This is a genomic window from Desulfovibrio sp. SGI.133 (assembly GCF_050313955.1).
GTDB lineage: Bacteria > Desulfobacterota > Desulfovibrionia > Desulfovibrionales > Desulfovibrionaceae > Desulfovibrio.
On sequence record NZ_JBNPMK010000002.1, the window covers coordinates 145433 to 161676 of the forward strand.

Below are 16244 nucleotides of genomic sequence, written 5' to 3' on the forward strand. Positions count from 1 at the left end.
TGCCATGCGTCTAGCCTTTCTTCTTCAGCCCAGAGCAGACAGTGCTTTTGTTCTTTGTCACACTCGTGCTGCAGAGACGACAGGGCCCCGGCTCTGGTGTACAGCCAGCGGGGCATCTGTCATATTCTCCCTGGAAGATATCCAAAAAAAGCATCCTGATGGAGAACTTTGGCGGCTGGTTCTGGCTATCCTGATGCGGGGGAGAGATCTCATACTGGAGTATCGTCCATGGCAGGAAAACGGGGAGGAAGGCAGCGTTTCCCCAGAGGAATTCGTGGCAGCGCTGGAACGTTGCCCCTGTCTGCTCCCGTTGCATGTTCTTGGCAGCTATCGCAGTCTGGACAGCTTGCAGGAGCTCGTCATTCTCTTTGTGGCACAGGGCAGCAGATCCCCCAGTCCATTGCCGCAGGCAGACATTTTGAAAAAATTGCCGCTGCGGGACTGGATGCTTTTCGCATGCCCTAATGAAAAAAATTTCTCCGGTAAACTCAGCAACATGGCCGCGCTGCTTGAGGTCAACCCGTCTTTGGCGCAACGCCTGGACAAATTGGCCGCTGACTGGACACGGCACAGAGATCTTCGCTGCATCCCCCTGGAACAAGGAAAAGGCTGGATAGACAGGATCGCCCACAGCCTGCACATGGTCCACCTGGATCGCTTTTGTGATAGCTCGGGACCAGCGCGGAAGAACAGTCCGCTGACTTGGGAGAGGGATGTCTTCCCCGCTGTGTTGGGCAGCGGGGCCCCTTTCCCTTCCTCTGGCACCCGCCCTCCTATCCTGAGCGGGAGCATGTTGGAGAGCGCCCTCTCTCCAGAGACCAGGGAACAGCTTTTTTTTCGGGATAGTGGTTCCCCTCGCGAAAAAGTGCGGCATGTCATCCTGCAGGGGGCGACCGGGACGGGAAAAAGTACCCTAGGGCGGTTGCTTTTAATGCATGAGGTGCTCCATGACGATACGGCCCGTGTCGTGTACATGGGCCCGACCCGTATGCTGGTGGAGGAGAGCTATGCTGCTTTTTGTGAGCTGGCCGCGGAATTTTCCCAGCAGGAAGATGTCGAGGCTATCTTGCCAGAACATATCGTCATTTCGACAGGGGAGAGGGCAGGACAGGACGACCGCATACGGAATGGGGATTTTCGTGCGCTGTTCATCGTCTATGAAAAGCTGAACAATTTCTTCCACGACACGACCCTGATCAGGCATATCAACTGTGTGATGGTCGATGAAGTACAGATGATATGCGACTATACCCGGGGGGGGATTCTCGATATCATCCTGACGAGTCTTTGTCATGAGGCTGATAGACGTTTTGATGAAGACAATGGCCTGGACTTCCTGCGTCTCATCATCTGTACGACAGAACATTTTGATTTGAAAGGACGACTTACGATCCATCCTGGTTTTAGAGAAAAGGATCGTTCTCCACTCATACTCGAAGACAGGCAGCATTTTCGCAAGCCGGACACCTGGTTCCAATTTCGCGTCAACAAAAAGTTTCATTCCTTACCAACGGCTTTTGATGACCTGCATGCAAAGAAAAGTCTCATCACGCCTCATCCAGGTCTTAAATATGTTTCTTTCAGGACGGAGGGTGATCCTCGTATCTATTGGCTAGAAGAATGGATGTGGGGGCATGAAAAAGTCCTTTATGTTCATTACAGCCCAGCCGTGATGTTAGCTTTGGCGCGAAAACTGGTGGCCAAAGACCGTCCGGATATGGTCACAGATGAGACCTGGCTTGCACGCCTGCATGACGCCCTGCTGCAAGAAGCATTCAATGAACAATACTGTGAACAGATCGTTACATGTGCACGTAAAGGGATATTTTTCAATTTCTCGACCATGGGGTACGCAGCTCGTGGAATCTCCGCGAGCATGTTCAGGGCATGCCCTTATCAGCAGGGAGTGCCTGTCATCGCCTTTGCTACCAGTACCATCATGTATGGAGTGAATTTGCCCGCTGATCTGCTGATCTTGAAAGAGCTGGTATGGCCGCAAGCAGGTATCGAGGCATCCTTCACCGATCATGCCTCCACGGCCAGTCCTCTGGGGAGCCGTTTTGCCTACCTGCGGCCGTGCGAAATGCGCAATATAGCGGGCCGCGTAGGGCGTCAGGGGCTGGCCAGTCCCCATATCGTTCCTACGGTACTCTACAGCAACTTTGTTCCTGCAACGGAACAGCAGCTCCATTCTTTCCAAAAGTTCATCAAAGGTCTGGATGCGTCCGAGCCCGATCTCTCCTTTATCCTTGACCGTAAACGATTCCCTCCCCAGCAGCTGGCAGACTTTTCTCCGGTGCAGCAGCGCTTTCTCATGAACTCTTTGTTGCACAGCTGTAACAGAGAAAGAGGATGTTCGTTGGAGCGACTTCAGGATTTCATCGCGTCGACATGGGCATGGGAACGGGTCCGCAGGGACTGCGAGACAGAGGACTGGCGTCAATATATCGCTGACTTTTTTACCCTTCTTCAGCAGGATTTTCCTGAATGTCTGCGCCGGTTAGAGATAAGAGGCAAGACGTTGCTTATCCCGCTGCCGCTCTGTTACAGCGTTTGCCAGACTGGTTCAGACCTAGCCACTCTCAAGGAGTTGCAGGAACTTCTGGATAGATGGGATATGGCCGTATATCCGCAAAAAGCCCATGCGGCCATAGTGCTCCTGTCCTTGGTCATGACAAGGGAATGCTGGACCCTCTTCCTGGATTTCCATCAGGAATCTAAGTGGGGCCAAGAAGAGCTGGAGGATGAGGTACCTGTATTCAGACTGACAGGTTATCAGCAAGGCCGTCTGGAAGCGACCGGGGAGCAAGAAAAGATAATGGAAGAAGAATTCAGGTCCGAGTTGCGTACTTTCATGGATGAGAGGGCTATCGAAGCTGTTCTTCTGCAGATGCGACAGATTCTTACCGGGAAAGATTTCCCCATGTCGCTGGGTAAAAATATCGCGGGCATGGAGGTACGTAAGGTCCTCATGGCTTTTCGTAGTGCACTTGCCCTTCTTGCCTGGTGCCGTGGAGGAAGAGGGGAGGACATTACCAAATATCACTATGCTGCTCCTCAAGATCAAAAAAGGTCGGAATCAGATTTGCCGTATGAGCATGCATCCTTCAAAGATAAATTTGTCATGCGCTTAGCATATACTCTTAGTGCTATGCATGTTTATTGTGAAGAGAGAAATGCAGATAAGATCATTATTGAAGCTATAGATGAAGCCAATAATTTTCTTCAAAAAGGACAGTTGATCTAGATATATCATAGAAGAATCAATGTTTTGTTGAATAAAAAAAAGTGTAGTTATCTTTTTCTGCAAAAAATTAAAAATATAGTAGGAATAGATAATCTATTCCGGGAGTATGCCGGAACAAGGGGACGTGCTTTGTCCCGCATTTTTCCACGACCGGAGCCATTCCTCAGGCAGCAGGGATGGGGAGCGGAACAAGGCAAAAAGTGCTTGAACAATAAAAGGCAGGAAAGGTTATTTTTTTATAATAAATCAATGATATAAGTAGGATAATAAAAAAGTAACGAAATATTTTTACATGGCTCGCGATCTGGAACGATCCCGCAGCAGGATGGGACATTCACTGCCGGACAGTGTCACTCCAATCCTGTGAGGTACGTCATGCCTGTGTGTCCCACCTGCGGTTTTCCGGGAACAATCTATAAATGTGATGTTTGCGGCGATGTCCGTTGCAATGGTCGTACGGTGAGCGCCGGAGGCCAGCGCGGCGCCTGTGGTTCCTCCAAGAGTCCCTTTGGTACGGCCAAACCGGCTGTGCCCAACGGTCGGTGCCATGTCTGCCACAAGGGGAAGTACAGAAAAATATAGTACTTACCGGCTGTCCTGACGTGAGGGGCCGCCGGCAGAGCAAGGCCGCATCCGGGAACGAGAGCTGCCGTGAGTTGCGTCGGCGTCCTGCCGGCGTGATGATGGCAAACGTTTTGCCTTGGCGCTATCGTCCTTCCGGACAGACTTTCCGGGCAGGACACAGGCCCTGGTGCCGCGTCCTGCCTTTTTGTTTTTCTTTACTGTGTTCATTCTGTGGCAGCCGCTTTCCGGCTGGAGGGCGGTGACACATGACTTCGCCATGCGGTGCCGTGCATCAAGGAGATCGATCATGCTGGGAGCCATCATCGGTGACATGGTGGGCAGTCCTTACGAGTTCCATCCGTGGCAGGGAGCTGCGGAGGCCTTTCCTTTGTTTTCTCCCCGTTCCCGCTTCACGGATGATACGGTGATGACCGTGGCCGTGGCCCGCGGGCTGATGCAGGCCTATGGGCAGGAACAGGCCTGCCGGGAGGCCTTCATCGACGCCATGCACGAATATGGCCGTGCCTACAGCCGGGCGGGCTACGGTCAGCGTTTTTTTCGCTGGATCGTCACAGGCAGCCGTGAGCCGTACAACAGTTTCGGCAACGGTTCGGCCATGCGTGTCTCGCCCGTGGGCTGGGCCTGTGACAGTCTGGAAGAAACGGAACGTTATGCGGCCCTGAGCGCCTCCGTGACGCATGACCATCCCGAGGGCATCAAGGGGGCCTGCGCTACGGCCGCGGCCATCTTCCTGGCCCGGGACGGTGCCGGACGGGATGCCATCCGTGATTATGTCTCCTTCCGCTACGGATATGACCTGGATCGCAGCCTGGCCGAGATCAGGCCCGCGTACCGCCACAAGGAAAGCTGTCAGGAGTCCGTCCCTGAAGCCATCATCGCCTTTCTGGAAAGCCGTTCCTTCGAGGAGGCCGTACGCAATGCCGTCTGGCTGGGCGGCGACAGCGATACGCAGGCCGCCATCGCCGGAAGCATAGCCGAGGCCTTTTACGGCGGTGTGCCGCAGGAACTGCGGGAAGCGGCTCTGGCCCGCCTTGATGACCGCTTGCGCGGCGATGTGGCTGCCTGGTACCACTGGCTGTCGGAGCATCGGGGCATCCGGCTTGACAGGAAGGCCGATCCTGTTCAGGAACAGAAGACAGCTGTATCCGCAACAGGGAGGGACATCATGGAGACCGTGCCGAAAGCCGGGATGACAGGACAGTGGGAAACAACGGTGGAAGAAGGGCTGCTGGCCGCGCAGGTGGGCAGCGGCGAGGTCCGGGTGCTGGCCACGCCCATGATGATCATGGGCATGGAACGGGCCGCCATGGAAGCTGTGCGTCCCTGCCTGCCCGAAGGCATGACCAGCGTGGGTACCCGTGTGGACATCAGCCATATGGCACCGACCCCCTGCGGCATGAAGGTGCGCTTTGAGGCGAAATTGACGGCGGTCTCGGCCAACGGGCGCGGTCTGACTTTTTCCGTGGCTGCCTATGACGAGGTCGGCCCCATCGGAGAGGGGACCCACGAGCGCGTGGTGGTGGACAGGGAAAAATTCCAGAGCCGGGCTCAGACCCGTGGCGGTCAGGGCTAGCACAGACCGTCAAACCGGACAGAAGTACCGCTGCAAAACAGGACGTTACTGACAGGGAGGGGCAGAGGCTCCTCCCTGTTTTTTGTTCCAGGAGAGAAGGGGCGGCTGGGCGTATCTTGCGTGGGAAAGTGTTGTTTCCTGGGGAGTAAGGCTGTTCCTGTCTCGTCCTATCACTGGGCAGATATCTTCAGCAGCCTGCAGTGCGGACAGGATGCCGGTGCGCAAGGCAACGCCAAGGGATGAGAAGAGGCTTGCCCGCACGTCTGGGGAAGGGTAGTCTCTACACGTCCTTCTGCGGGAGGAGAAAAAGCGCAGGCAGCAGGAGGAAAGCGGCCTGCCGGCGGCCAGGCGGAACCGTTCCGGGCCTCTGCCTTGGGCCAGCCCTGACCTGCAAGCTGTGGCGTCAGATTTGCCCTTTGTCGCGATATTGCGTACTTGTCTGGCAGCCGTCCTCTGGCTGCGGATGCCGGGGCGGATACGGCACGGCAGCCATCTGCCCTGTGCTGCATAGCAATGCTTCGAGGAGGCACCGTTGTTTTTTATCGGATCACTGACCTGCCTGAGCATCTTTCTGGCCTGGCGTCTGGCTGCACCCTGGTGCGCCCCCTTCCTGGCGGTCTGCGTGACAGCCCTGCTGCAGGTCCTCGCGGCCATGGGGGGCGTGTATCATGAAGTCCGCCTTGCTGTGGCTGTCCTCTCCTTCCTTTCCCTGCTGCCTGTCTGCCTTTCGTTGTTCACCGCGGGGGCGCCGCGGCGGCGCTATATGTGGACGGCCGCTCCCTCCTTGCTCTTCGCGGGCCTATTGCTCCTGTTCGCCTGGCATTATGCCGGGGCCAGGCTCGTCTATTGGGACGAATACTTCTGGGGGGGCTTCGTCAAGCATCTGGTGCAGGAAAACAGCCTCTGGGCCTGGGGCTCCGTCCTGCCCCGCCATGATTCGGTGCTGCTCTATCCCCCCATGGTCACCATCCTGCAGGCCCTGCTCCAGCCCATGGGGACGTTCTCGGAGCCTGCCATAGCCCTGGGCGAAGGAGCCGTCCTGCTTTCTGCCACCGGTGTCGTCATTCATCTGGCCCGGGAACGAGGGCTTTCGTTCTGGCCGGTTTGCTTCTGCGCTCTGCTGACGTTCGGCCTGCTGCGCTCTCTGGGGGCGCATGTGGACTATGGTTCCTACATCTTCGGCTATGGAGAAAGCCTGCAGACAGCATTCTATACGGCACTGGCCTTGCTGGTGATCTTCTCCTCCTGCCGGGACCGGCTGCTGCGTCTGCTCCTGCAGGGGGGCTGCGCTGTGCTCATCCTGTGTAAACCTACCGGGATATTGCTCGTCCTGTGTGTGCTGGGCGCCTTTGCGCTGCGGCAGTGGTTTGGTGTGTCAAGGCAAAGGTTCCATCATGTTGTGTGGTCGATCGTCAGCGTGATCTGGCCGGCTGTCCTGTGCTGGGGGCTGTGGAAGGTCTATCGTGCCATCTGCATCACGGGAGCGGCCGGAGCAGATTTTTCTGCCATGGCCAATGCTTGGGGACTGGAGACCATTCTTGATGCCATTCCCATGTATGCCTGGGCGTTTCTGATGCGGCCTCTCGTCAGTATCCCTGCGATAGGGTTGCTGACGTTCGCGACCGGTACAGCCGTGTTGCTGCTTCTGGCCTGTGGAGGGAGCTGGTACCTGCTGCGCAAGGATCCCCAGATGCTTCCTCAGGGCAGGGGATTTGCCGCGCTTCTTTTAGCAGCAGGCTTTCTGGCCTGGGTAGCGGTCCATGCCTATGCGACCATGGCCTATATGGATGCGCGGGAGCTGGTTTCCGCGGCCAGTTATGAGCGCTACGCGGCCGTTGCCATGGGCCCTGTGCTGGTCGGGACGGTTTTTCTTTTCCTGCTGCGTGCTGTAAAACAGGGCCACTTGTGGCAGGCCAGGCTCGTACGCTTTTTCAGTGTGGCGCTCATGGCTGTGGTCGTGTGTTTTTCGCTGCAACGCCCTGCGGATATCCCCGGACATCTGGCAGAGATGGAGCAAGCCGCCCGTATCCTGCAACAGGCTACGCCAGAAGGGAGTTCTTGGTGGCTCGTGGCCGGAAAGGCTTCCTACGAGTATGGCATGATCTGCCGTTATCTGGTAATGCCGAAACGCAGAGCTGCCCGCGTGAGCGACATACTGGAATTCAATCCAGTGGGTTCCCTGGAGGAACGCCTGCTCGGTGGTACGCTACCTGCCGACCTGCGGGCCACGGCCCGACGGCAGAAGGTGGATTATCTGCTCCTGTGGCGCGTCCCTGCCGACTTCGTGGCGCGTTACGGCAAGGAGCTGGGTTTGTGTGAAGGTGAGGCGTTCCCGCTCCTCCTGCGTCTTGATGCCTGGCGTGAAGGGGAACGGGAGCTGCCTGAAAAGATCGTGTTGCCGGCAGAGCTTGGCCGGTAATGAGGGAGATGCGGTACGACCGTGTCCCCATCGAGGGGAAATGCTATGGAACAGACCTGTGAACTGACTATCCTGATGCCCTGCCTGAATGAATCCGAGACGCTGGCCACCTGCATCATGAAGGCCAAGGCCTATCTAGAACGCTCCGGAGTCGACGGGGAAGTGCTGATAGCGGACAACGGCAGTACGGACGGGTCCCAGGAGATAGCCCGCGGCCTGGGGGCCCGGGTGGTGGATGTGGCGCAGAAAGGGTATGGCGCGGCCCTGCTGGGGGGGATCGCTGCCGCACGCGGCAAGTACACCATCATGGGCGATGCCGATGACAGCTACGATTTCTCCAGCCTTCAGGTCTTTGTGGACAAGCTGCGTCAGGGCGTGGATCTGGTCATGGGCAACCGTTTCAAGGGTGGAATCGCTCCCGGGGCCATGCCGCCGCTCCATCGCTATCTGGGCAATCCGGTCCTGAGCTGGATTGGCCGTCTGTTCTTCCGTATCAGTATCGGTGACTTTCATTGCGGGCTGCGCGGCTTCAATACCGAAGCCATCCGCCGCTGCGGCCTGAAGACCACCGGCATGGAGTTCGCCTCCGAGATGGTGGTCAAGGCTTCCCTGTATGGCCTCAGCATGGCCGAGGTCCCCACCACGCTGGCCAAGGATGGCCGCAGCCGTCCGCCGCATCTGCGTACCTGGCGCGATGGCTGGCGCCACCTGTGCTTTTTGCTGACCTATGCGCCGCACTGGCTGTACATGTATCCGGCGCTGGCCCTGATGGGCGTGGGGCTGCTGGGCGTGCTGCTCCTCCTTTCCGGCCCGCTGTCCGTGGGCAGCGTGACCTTTGCCAACAAAAGTTTCGTGACCTTTGCCATGCTGCTCATGCTGGGCATGCAGGTCATGGGGCTGGGGGTCGTGGCGGCCGGGCTGGCCGGTACGCATCTGCCGGGTCGCGGCGTCAGCCTGCTGGCGCGCCTGGCCTCCCGTGACAGGCTGGCTTTCGTGGCGCTGGCCTTTCTGGTGCTCTTCGTATCCAGCTATGGCTATTGTTTTTCAGCATGGTCCAGTGCCGGTTACGGTGATATGGCATCGCCCTTTGTGGACAATCTGAGCATCCTTGCCATCGTCTTCGGTGCCATGGCTGTGTTTTCCTTCATGCTGGCCTTCATCATCGCTGTGTGCAAGGAATTTTCCTCTAAATAGATTTTTGAAGTGTGATGACTAAAAAAATAAGAAAATATATTGTCAAAGGTATATCTATATATTTGTTGCTCATTTCTCTTTGTTGCTCTTTGTTGTTTTTAAGTTTTTCCTTAGATGGAGATATAGAGACTAATGCTTCTATAGGAATTTGTGAAATATCAAATGGGGAGATATATCCAAAAGTTCTTGAGCATTATCTGCCGATGCCATGGACATATTTTTTAAGTTCATGGGCCCATTACTTACAACAGGATAGATTTACTGACCGTGAAATGCTCAAGGCTGTAATAGCACCAGGGGATAATATTTTTGAGCGAGCTATGGTCCCAGAATATGGACGTTATTGGCATGGGTATCTCGTGTTTTTACGTCCGATTTTGATGTTTTTTCCTTATGAAGAAATAAAATATATTGGATTGATTATTCATATTTTTGGCATAAGTATAATTTATTTTTCTGTAAAAAGGATTTCTAATTTTTTAGCGAAAGGATTGGTAGTTTCTTTTTTTCTTTATGGATGGCTTACTGCATGGTTATCTTTTCAATTTTATTCAACATATTTTATTGTTTATATTGCAGGAAGTTTAGCGACGAGGATAAGGGAAGAGACATACCCAATATTTTTCTTTATAACTGGGATGATTGTAGCTTTTTTAGATTTATTGTCAGTACCATTGCTGACATTAGGAATTCCATTGCTTATTATTTATGCAAAAGAAAAAAGAATTACTTTTATGCATATTCTTTTGTATTGTATTTTATGGGGGATAGGGTATGGATTATTTTGGATAGCAAAACCGTTGATAGCAACATATATTCTTCAGCAGGATATTATTGCTGATTTTTATCATCAGGCAATCTATAGAATCGGAGGTTCTAGTCCCCGGCCAGCAGAAATACCGATATGGCTTCAAGCTATCACTTTGAATGGGCGTGTATTGATTGCTCTTGTTCCAATTTTTCTTTATTTTCGGAAAAAAATTTTTTGGAATATAAAGTGTGGGATGCCATTGCTTTTTATAGGAGGAATGCCTGTTTTATGGGTATGTATTTTGGCAAATCATTCTGCAATTCATTATTGGTTTACAGCACGGATATTTATGATAAGTTGTTTTGCTCTACTTGTTTATATATATAAAATAAATAATTATAAAAATAATCATGGCGATATTTAATGATAAATTACAGAAATTTTTACTGTCTATTGGATTAGTTGGCCTCTGGATGTTCCCTTTGTCCGTCCTCGCCTCCCCCCTGGGGGCGGACAGTTTCTTCACGGTAGACATCCCCGAAGGCTGGACCATCGAGGCCCAGGACAAAGGCTCCGTGACCATGCTTTCCCCGGATGCCGGCATCATGGTGAGCCTGGTGACAGGTCTCAACGGTGCGCGCAGCCGTGCCGATATCGTGGAGGAGTACCGCAAGATGCTGGACGCGCCGGATGTCCGGCCCCGGGCCGATGATGTCTACGAGATGCAGGGCCATGCGGGGAACATCCCCATGCGGGGCGTGCTGGCTCTGGGAGCTGACCGGCATGTGCTCGTCCTGCTGGCCGGGAAGGTGGATGATGCCCAAGCCCAGGCCATCGTGGATTCGCTGGCCCTGAAAAAATAGGCTGCTTCCGTACCGCTTCCTGCTGGGGGGACAGCGAACGCAGGCGCGGACTGCTCTTGACGGGGCAGGAAAAGACCGTTTGTCTAAAAAGACCGTCGTCCTTGAGATGGCGGTCTTTTTTTATGGCAGGAAGATCCATGTGTGACTGGTTCCGTCAGGTGGAGGCCCGTGGGAGAGATGGCGGGCTCGGGGCATGTCTGCAGCTGTCGTCATATGCAGGAGAAGTCGATGGGCCTGAGGCAAGGGCCGCAGCGTCTGCGGGACGGGAGCGCGTTGCAGGGAGAGGGGAGCCCGCAGGAGCAGCCGTGGCCGGAAAAGCCGCTGTTCTGCGGAAAGGCGGCTCTCCGGCCCCTTGTGGGGCGTGTGTAATGGGTATATGCTCCAAAGATTCCGCCTGCCTCTGGCGTGAGCAGGCGCACCGTTTTTACAAGGGATGTTTTCCATGTCGAATCATAGCGAGTACCTGAACAAGGTGTTGTTGAGCCGGGTCTACGACGTGGCCGTCGAGACCCCGCTGGATGAGGCCGTGAGCCTTTCCCGCCGCCTGGGCAACCGCGTGCTGCTCAAGCGGGACGACCTGCAGCCTGTGTTTTCCTTCAAGCTGCGCGGCGCCTACAACAAGATGGCCCGTCTTTCTCCCGAAGAGCTGCGCCGCGGTGTCATCGCCGCCTCGGCCGGCAACCATGCCCAGGGCGTGGCCCTGGCCGCCCGCCGTCTGGGATGCGAAGCCGTCATCGTCATGCCTGTGACCACGCCCGCCATCAAGGTGGATGCCGTGCGCCGTCTGGGCGGACAGGTGGTGCTGTTCGGTGAGTCTTTCAGCGATGCCTGGCGGCATACGCTGGATCTCATCAAGGAGACCGGCTACGTGTTCATCCCGCCTTTTGACGATCCCGATGTCATTGCCGGACAGGGCACCATCGGCATGGAGATCCTGCGTCAGCATCCCGACCCCATTCACGCCATTTTCGTGCCCATCGGCGGGGGCGGACTTGCCGCCGGCGTGGCCGCCTATGTGAAGAACCTGCGGCCCGAGATCCGCGTCATCGGCGTGGAGCCCGTGGACTCCGACGCCATGCGCCGTTCCATCATGGCCGGGCATCGTGTGGAGCTCAAGGATGTGGGCCTGTTTGCCGACGGCGTGGCCGTGAAGCTGGTGGGCGAGGAGACCTTCGCCCTTTGCCGCGACCTGCTGGACGACATCATCACCGTGGACACGGACGCCATCTGCGGCGCCATCAAGGATATCTTTGAAGATACCCGCGTGGTGGCCGAACCGGCCGGTGCGCTGGCCCTGGCCGGTCTGCGTGCCTATGCCCGTGCGGGCAACCTGCGCGACACCACCCTGGTGGCCGTGGTCAGCGGCGCCAACATGAATTTCGACCGTCTGAGCCATGTGGCCGAGCGTGCGCGCTTCGGTGCCAATCGCGAAGCCCTGCTGGGCGTGACCATTCCCGAGAAGGCGGGCAGCTTCCGCCAGCTGGTGCAGGCCATCAGCAGCCGCAACATCACCGAGCTGTGCACCCGCTTCGCCGACCCGGTCAACGCCCATGTGCTGGTGGGCATCGACATCAAGAACAGCGACGAGGTGGCCTCCGTGCTGGAAGACCTGCGGGCTGCCGGTTTCAGCGCCTGCGATCTTACGGACAACGAACTGGCCAAGCTGCACCTGCGCCATATGGTGGGCGGCAACGCGCCCCAGGTGCACAACGAACGCCTGATCCGCTTCTTCTTCCCCGAGCGGCCCGGTGCCCTGCTCAATTTCATGGACGCCATGCGCGTGACCTACAACTTCACCCTGTTCCAGTACCGCTACCACGGGGCGGACTTCGGCCGCGTGCTGCTGGGGGTGGAAGTTCCCGAAGAGCGGCGCGAGGACTTCGAGGAGTTCCTGGCCCGCGTCGACCGCATGGGTTATCCGCATGTGGACGAGACCGACAACCCGGCCTACAAGATGTTCCTGGGCTGGCATCACGACAACTAACTGATGCCGGTCTGCACGGACAGACCATGATGCTTGTCGGGAGGCCGCTCCTTCGGGGGCGGCCTCCTGCTGTTCACAGGCCCCGGAGATCCCGGCGGAAATAATAAGAAGAGCGGGAGGCCTGAGGGAAGCTCCGGCGGTGTGGCTCCTTTGCGGACTATCCTGATGCCTGTATCGGCCCTCCCCGGGCCGGAGGGGCCTTCCTCCGCCTGTCCCTGTCTTCCGGGCCGTCGTCATTGACAAGCCGGGACAGTTGGCCGAACATGGACAAAACCGGTATCGTCAACTTTTTACCGTCTGGCAGGACGCTATGATTCGTATTCAGGAAATTCTCGACAAGGTGGCGGCCAACAACCATGATGCCAATCTGGAGCTGATCCAGAAGGCCTATGTGTTCGCTGCCACAGCTCACGCGGGGCAGACGCGCCTTTCGGGCGAGCCCTATCTGTCCCATCCGCTGGCCGTGGCCTATACCCTGGCCGACATGGGCTTTGACGAGCCCACGGTGGCGGCGGGCCTGCTGCACGATACGGTGGAAGACACCGGCACCACCATCGAAGAGATCGACGACAAGTTCGGCGAAGACGTGGCCGACATCGTGGACGGTGTCACCAAGATCAGCATGATCGTCTTCGAGAACAAAGAAGAGGCGCAGGCCGAGAACATCCGCAAGATGATCCTGGCCATGAGCCACGACATGCGCGTGCTGATGGTCAAACTGGCCGACCGCCTGCATAACATGAGCACCCTTGATTTCCAGAAGCCCCACAAGCAGCGCCGCATCGCCCAGGAGACCATGGACATCTACGCGCCCCTGGCCAACCGTCTGGGCCTGTACCTGCTTAAGCGCCAGCTGGAGGACCTGAGCTTCAAATACCTGCGGCCGGACATCTACAACCAGATCGACCACTGGTTGGACGCGCATCAGGTGGTGGAAAAGCAGATCATCGAAAAGGTGGTCTCCCTCATCCAGGATCTGCTGGCCTCCAACGGTCTGGAAGGGCAGGTCTACGGGCGCATCAAGCACAAGTACAGCATCTACAAAAAGATGCAGTCCCAGTCCCTGACCCTGGACGAGATGCACGACATCATGGCCTTCCGCGTGCTGGTCAAGGACATCCGCGACTGTTACGCGGTGCTCGGTCTGGTGCACTCGCAGTGGAAGCCGGTGCACGGGCGCTTCAAGGACTATATCTCCATGCCCAAGGCCAACGGCTACCAGAGCCTGCATACCACGGTCATCGGGCCCGAGGGTGAGCGCATCGAGATCCAGATCCGTACCGAAGAGATGCACCGGCAGGCCGAACACGGCGTGGCCGCGCACTGGCTGTACAAGGAAAAGGGCCGGGTCAACTCCAAGGACCTGGAACAGTTCTCCTGGCTGCGCGAGATCTTCGAGCGCCAGGGCGACGAAGCGGACTCGCGCGAGTTCATGCATTCGCTCAAGCTGGACCTGTTCAAGGACGAGGTCTACGTCTACACCCCTGCCGGTGACGTGAAGGAACTGCCCGAAGGCGCCACGCCGCTGGACTTCGCCTTCCACATCCACAGCAAGGTGGGCCATCATTGCGCCGGGGCCAAGATCAACGGCCGCCTCATGCCGCTGGGCACGCCGCTCAAGAACGGCGACATCGTGGAGATCATCACCGATCCTTCGCGCAATCCCAACCGCGACTGGCTCAAGATCGTCAAGACGGCCCGCGCCCGCAGCCGCATCCAGCGCTACCTGCGTACCGAGGAACGCGCCCATGCCCTGGCCCTGGGCCGCGACATGCTGGAAAAGGAAGGCCGCAAGGTCAACCTCAATGTGGCGCGCGCCCTGAAGGACGGCCAGCTGGCCATCGTAGCGCAGGAGATGAACTTCGAGAACGTGGACGAGCTGGTGGCCTCGGTGGGCTATGCGCATATCACGCCGCGCCGTGTGCTCAACAAGCTCTATGCCGTCCTGCATCCCGACAATGCCGCGGCTGCGGAACCGGCCACGCCCACCATCAAGGAAAGCAAGGAAGCCGCCAAGCGCAAGAGCGACGGCGTGGGCATCTCCGGCTGTGACGGCGTGCTCATGCGTTTTGCCAAGTGCTGCAACCCGGTGCCGGGGGACCCCATCATCGGTTACATCAGCCGCGGCATGGGCGTCACCGTCCACCGTGCGGACTGTCCCAATGTGGCCAATATGGAGCCGGAACGCCTCATCTCCGTGCATTGGGACGGCGAGGTGGAAAAGCCCTACGAGGCCGGCATTTTCATCCTGGCCCAGAACCGCAGCGGCGTGCTGGCGGGCATCGCCCAGCTCCTGGCCCTGCAGGGCATCAACATCACGGCGCTGTCTTCGCGGGCGCTGGTGGACGGCCGGGCCGAACTGCGCCTGACCGTGGAAGTGTGCAATGCCACCCAGCTCTATGATGTCATCGAGGCCATCCGCGGCCAGTCCGGCATCCTCGAAGTGGTGCGCGATACCGAAGAAGCCTAGTCCATCCCGTCCGGCTGCCGTGGCGCAGCCTGTCAGTGAACATACGCAGGGGACACCGCAAGGTGTCCCCTTTTTTGTGGGCCATCCCGCGACAGTTTTGGGCAACTATTTGCCAGGAACAGGTCTGTACCCGGCAGCCGGGGCGGCGTATCCCGGTAAGCACAGGACAAAGGTCCGTTGCACGGACGGGATCTGCCGGAAAAGGGCGGACCCTTCCGGTCTGTATCGACGGGGAGCGGGAGGCATCTTTGCGTTGCGTTCCCCGGTATGCGGCAACGGACCGTCTTTCTCATGCCGGGAATCCGGCACAACCGTTGAAGATATCGTAGGGAACACCATGGACAGGATGCAGAAAGCGGAAGCGTACAGGAAGGAACTGGGAAAGACGGGGGCTCCGGCACTGGCAGGGACGGAGCCCGAACTGGCGGCCATCCGGGAGCGCCTGGAGTATGGCGAGATCGCCGGGCAGGGCTGCCTGGATGCGCGTCAGCGCCGCCTCATCACCCTGGTCGTCCTGGCCGCCATCCAGACGCCGGAGGGGATAGGGGAGGAGACACGGGCTGCCCTGCATCAGGGCGTGCGCCCCGAAGAGATCCGCGAGGCCCTGTACCAGTGCGCGCCCTATATCGGCTTCCCGCGGACGGAGGCGGCCCTGCGCCATGCGGATGCCGCCCTGGAGGCCGCCGGTATCGCCCTGCCTCTGCCTGAAGGCGGCACGGTGAGCGAAGAAGACCGCTTTGAAAAAGGCCTTGCCGTACAGACCGGTATTTTCGGGGATGCCATCAGCAAGATGCACGCGTCGGCCCCTGAAGGACAGCGGGAGATCCTCGTCCGGCATCTTTCCGCGTTCTGCTTCGGCGACATATATACGCGCACGGGGCTGGATTTGCCGCTGCGGGAGCTGCTGACCTTCTGCATCATCAGCGCGCTGGGCGGCTGTGAGGCCCAGGTCAAGGCCCATGTGCAGGGCAATGCCGCCGTGGGCAACGGCAAACAGCTGCTGGTGGATGCTCTGCTGCAGATGCTGCCTTGCATCGGCTTCCCTCGTACGCTCAATGCCCTTGCCTGCGTCAACAGCGTGCTGCCGGAGGCCTAGAGCATCGGGCAGGAGGATAGTGCCCCCATGCCCCGGCTGTGTTCCTGTTGCCGGGGTATGCG

At 57.6% G+C, this 16244-nt stretch carries 9 protein-coding genes; all 9 read left to right on the top strand.

All coding sequences use genetic code 11. The features are described 5' to 3' along the window. Positions 1–4: 4 nt before the first annotated feature. The 9 genes from ACQRBR_RS03440 to ACQRBR_RS03480 all read left to right on the top strand — a co-directional run bounded on the left by ACQRBR_RS03440 (position 5) and on the right by ACQRBR_RS03480 (position 16182). A complete protein-coding gene (locus ACQRBR_RS03440; RefSeq protein ID WP_427812323.1) occupies positions 5–3247 on the top strand; it encodes a DEAD/DEAH box helicase in 3243 nt (1080 codons plus the stop codon). Positions 3248–4118: 871 nt separating this feature from the next. Further along, positions 4119–5405, top strand: a complete 1287-nt coding sequence (locus tag ACQRBR_RS03445; protein ID WP_427812324.1) for a thioesterase, FlK family — start codon at positions 4119–4121, stop codon at positions 5403–5405. Between the two features lie 532 nt (positions 5406–5937). Next, positions 5938–7824 carry a hypothetical protein gene (locus ACQRBR_RS03450; protein WP_427812325.1) on the top strand — a complete coding sequence of 629 codons (1887 nt, stop codon included), beginning with the start codon at positions 5938–5940 and terminating at the stop codon, positions 7822–7824. Positions 7825–7869: 45 nt separating this feature from the next. Beyond that, the gene (locus ACQRBR_RS03455; protein ID WP_297137535.1) at positions 7870–9018 is read left to right on the top strand and encodes a glycosyltransferase family 2 protein; all 1149 of its coding nucleotides are present in this window, start codon (positions 7870–7872) and stop codon (positions 9016–9018) included. A gap of 14 nt (positions 9019–9032) precedes the next feature. Beyond that, the gene (locus ACQRBR_RS03460) at positions 9033–10193 is read left to right on the top strand and encodes a hypothetical protein (RefSeq protein WP_427812326.1); all 1161 of its coding nucleotides are present in this window, start codon (positions 9033–9035) and stop codon (positions 10191–10193) included. A 49-nt stretch (positions 10194–10242) separates the two neighbouring features. After that, a complete protein-coding gene (locus tag ACQRBR_RS03465; protein WP_303880298.1) occupies positions 10243–10632 on the top strand; it encodes a hypothetical protein in 390 nt (129 codons plus the stop codon). Between the two features lie 442 nt (positions 10633–11074). After that, the gene (gene ilvA, locus ACQRBR_RS03470; RefSeq protein WP_168934453.1) at positions 11075–12616 is read left to right on the top strand and encodes a threonine ammonia-lyase, biosynthetic; all 1542 of its coding nucleotides are present in this window, start codon (positions 11075–11077) and stop codon (positions 12614–12616) included. A 310-nt stretch (positions 12617–12926) separates the two neighbouring features. Next, positions 12927–15086 (top strand): RelA/SpoT family protein, encoded by a 2160-nt coding sequence (locus tag ACQRBR_RS03475; RefSeq protein ID WP_006003463.1) that lies wholly within the window; start codon positions 12927–12929, stop codon positions 15084–15086. A 337-nt stretch (positions 15087–15423) separates the two neighbouring features. Beyond that, a complete protein-coding gene (locus ACQRBR_RS03480; RefSeq protein WP_204673852.1) occupies positions 15424–16182 on the top strand; it encodes a carboxymuconolactone decarboxylase family protein in 759 nt (252 codons plus the stop codon). The last annotated feature ends 62 nt before the right edge of the window (positions 16183–16244 follow it).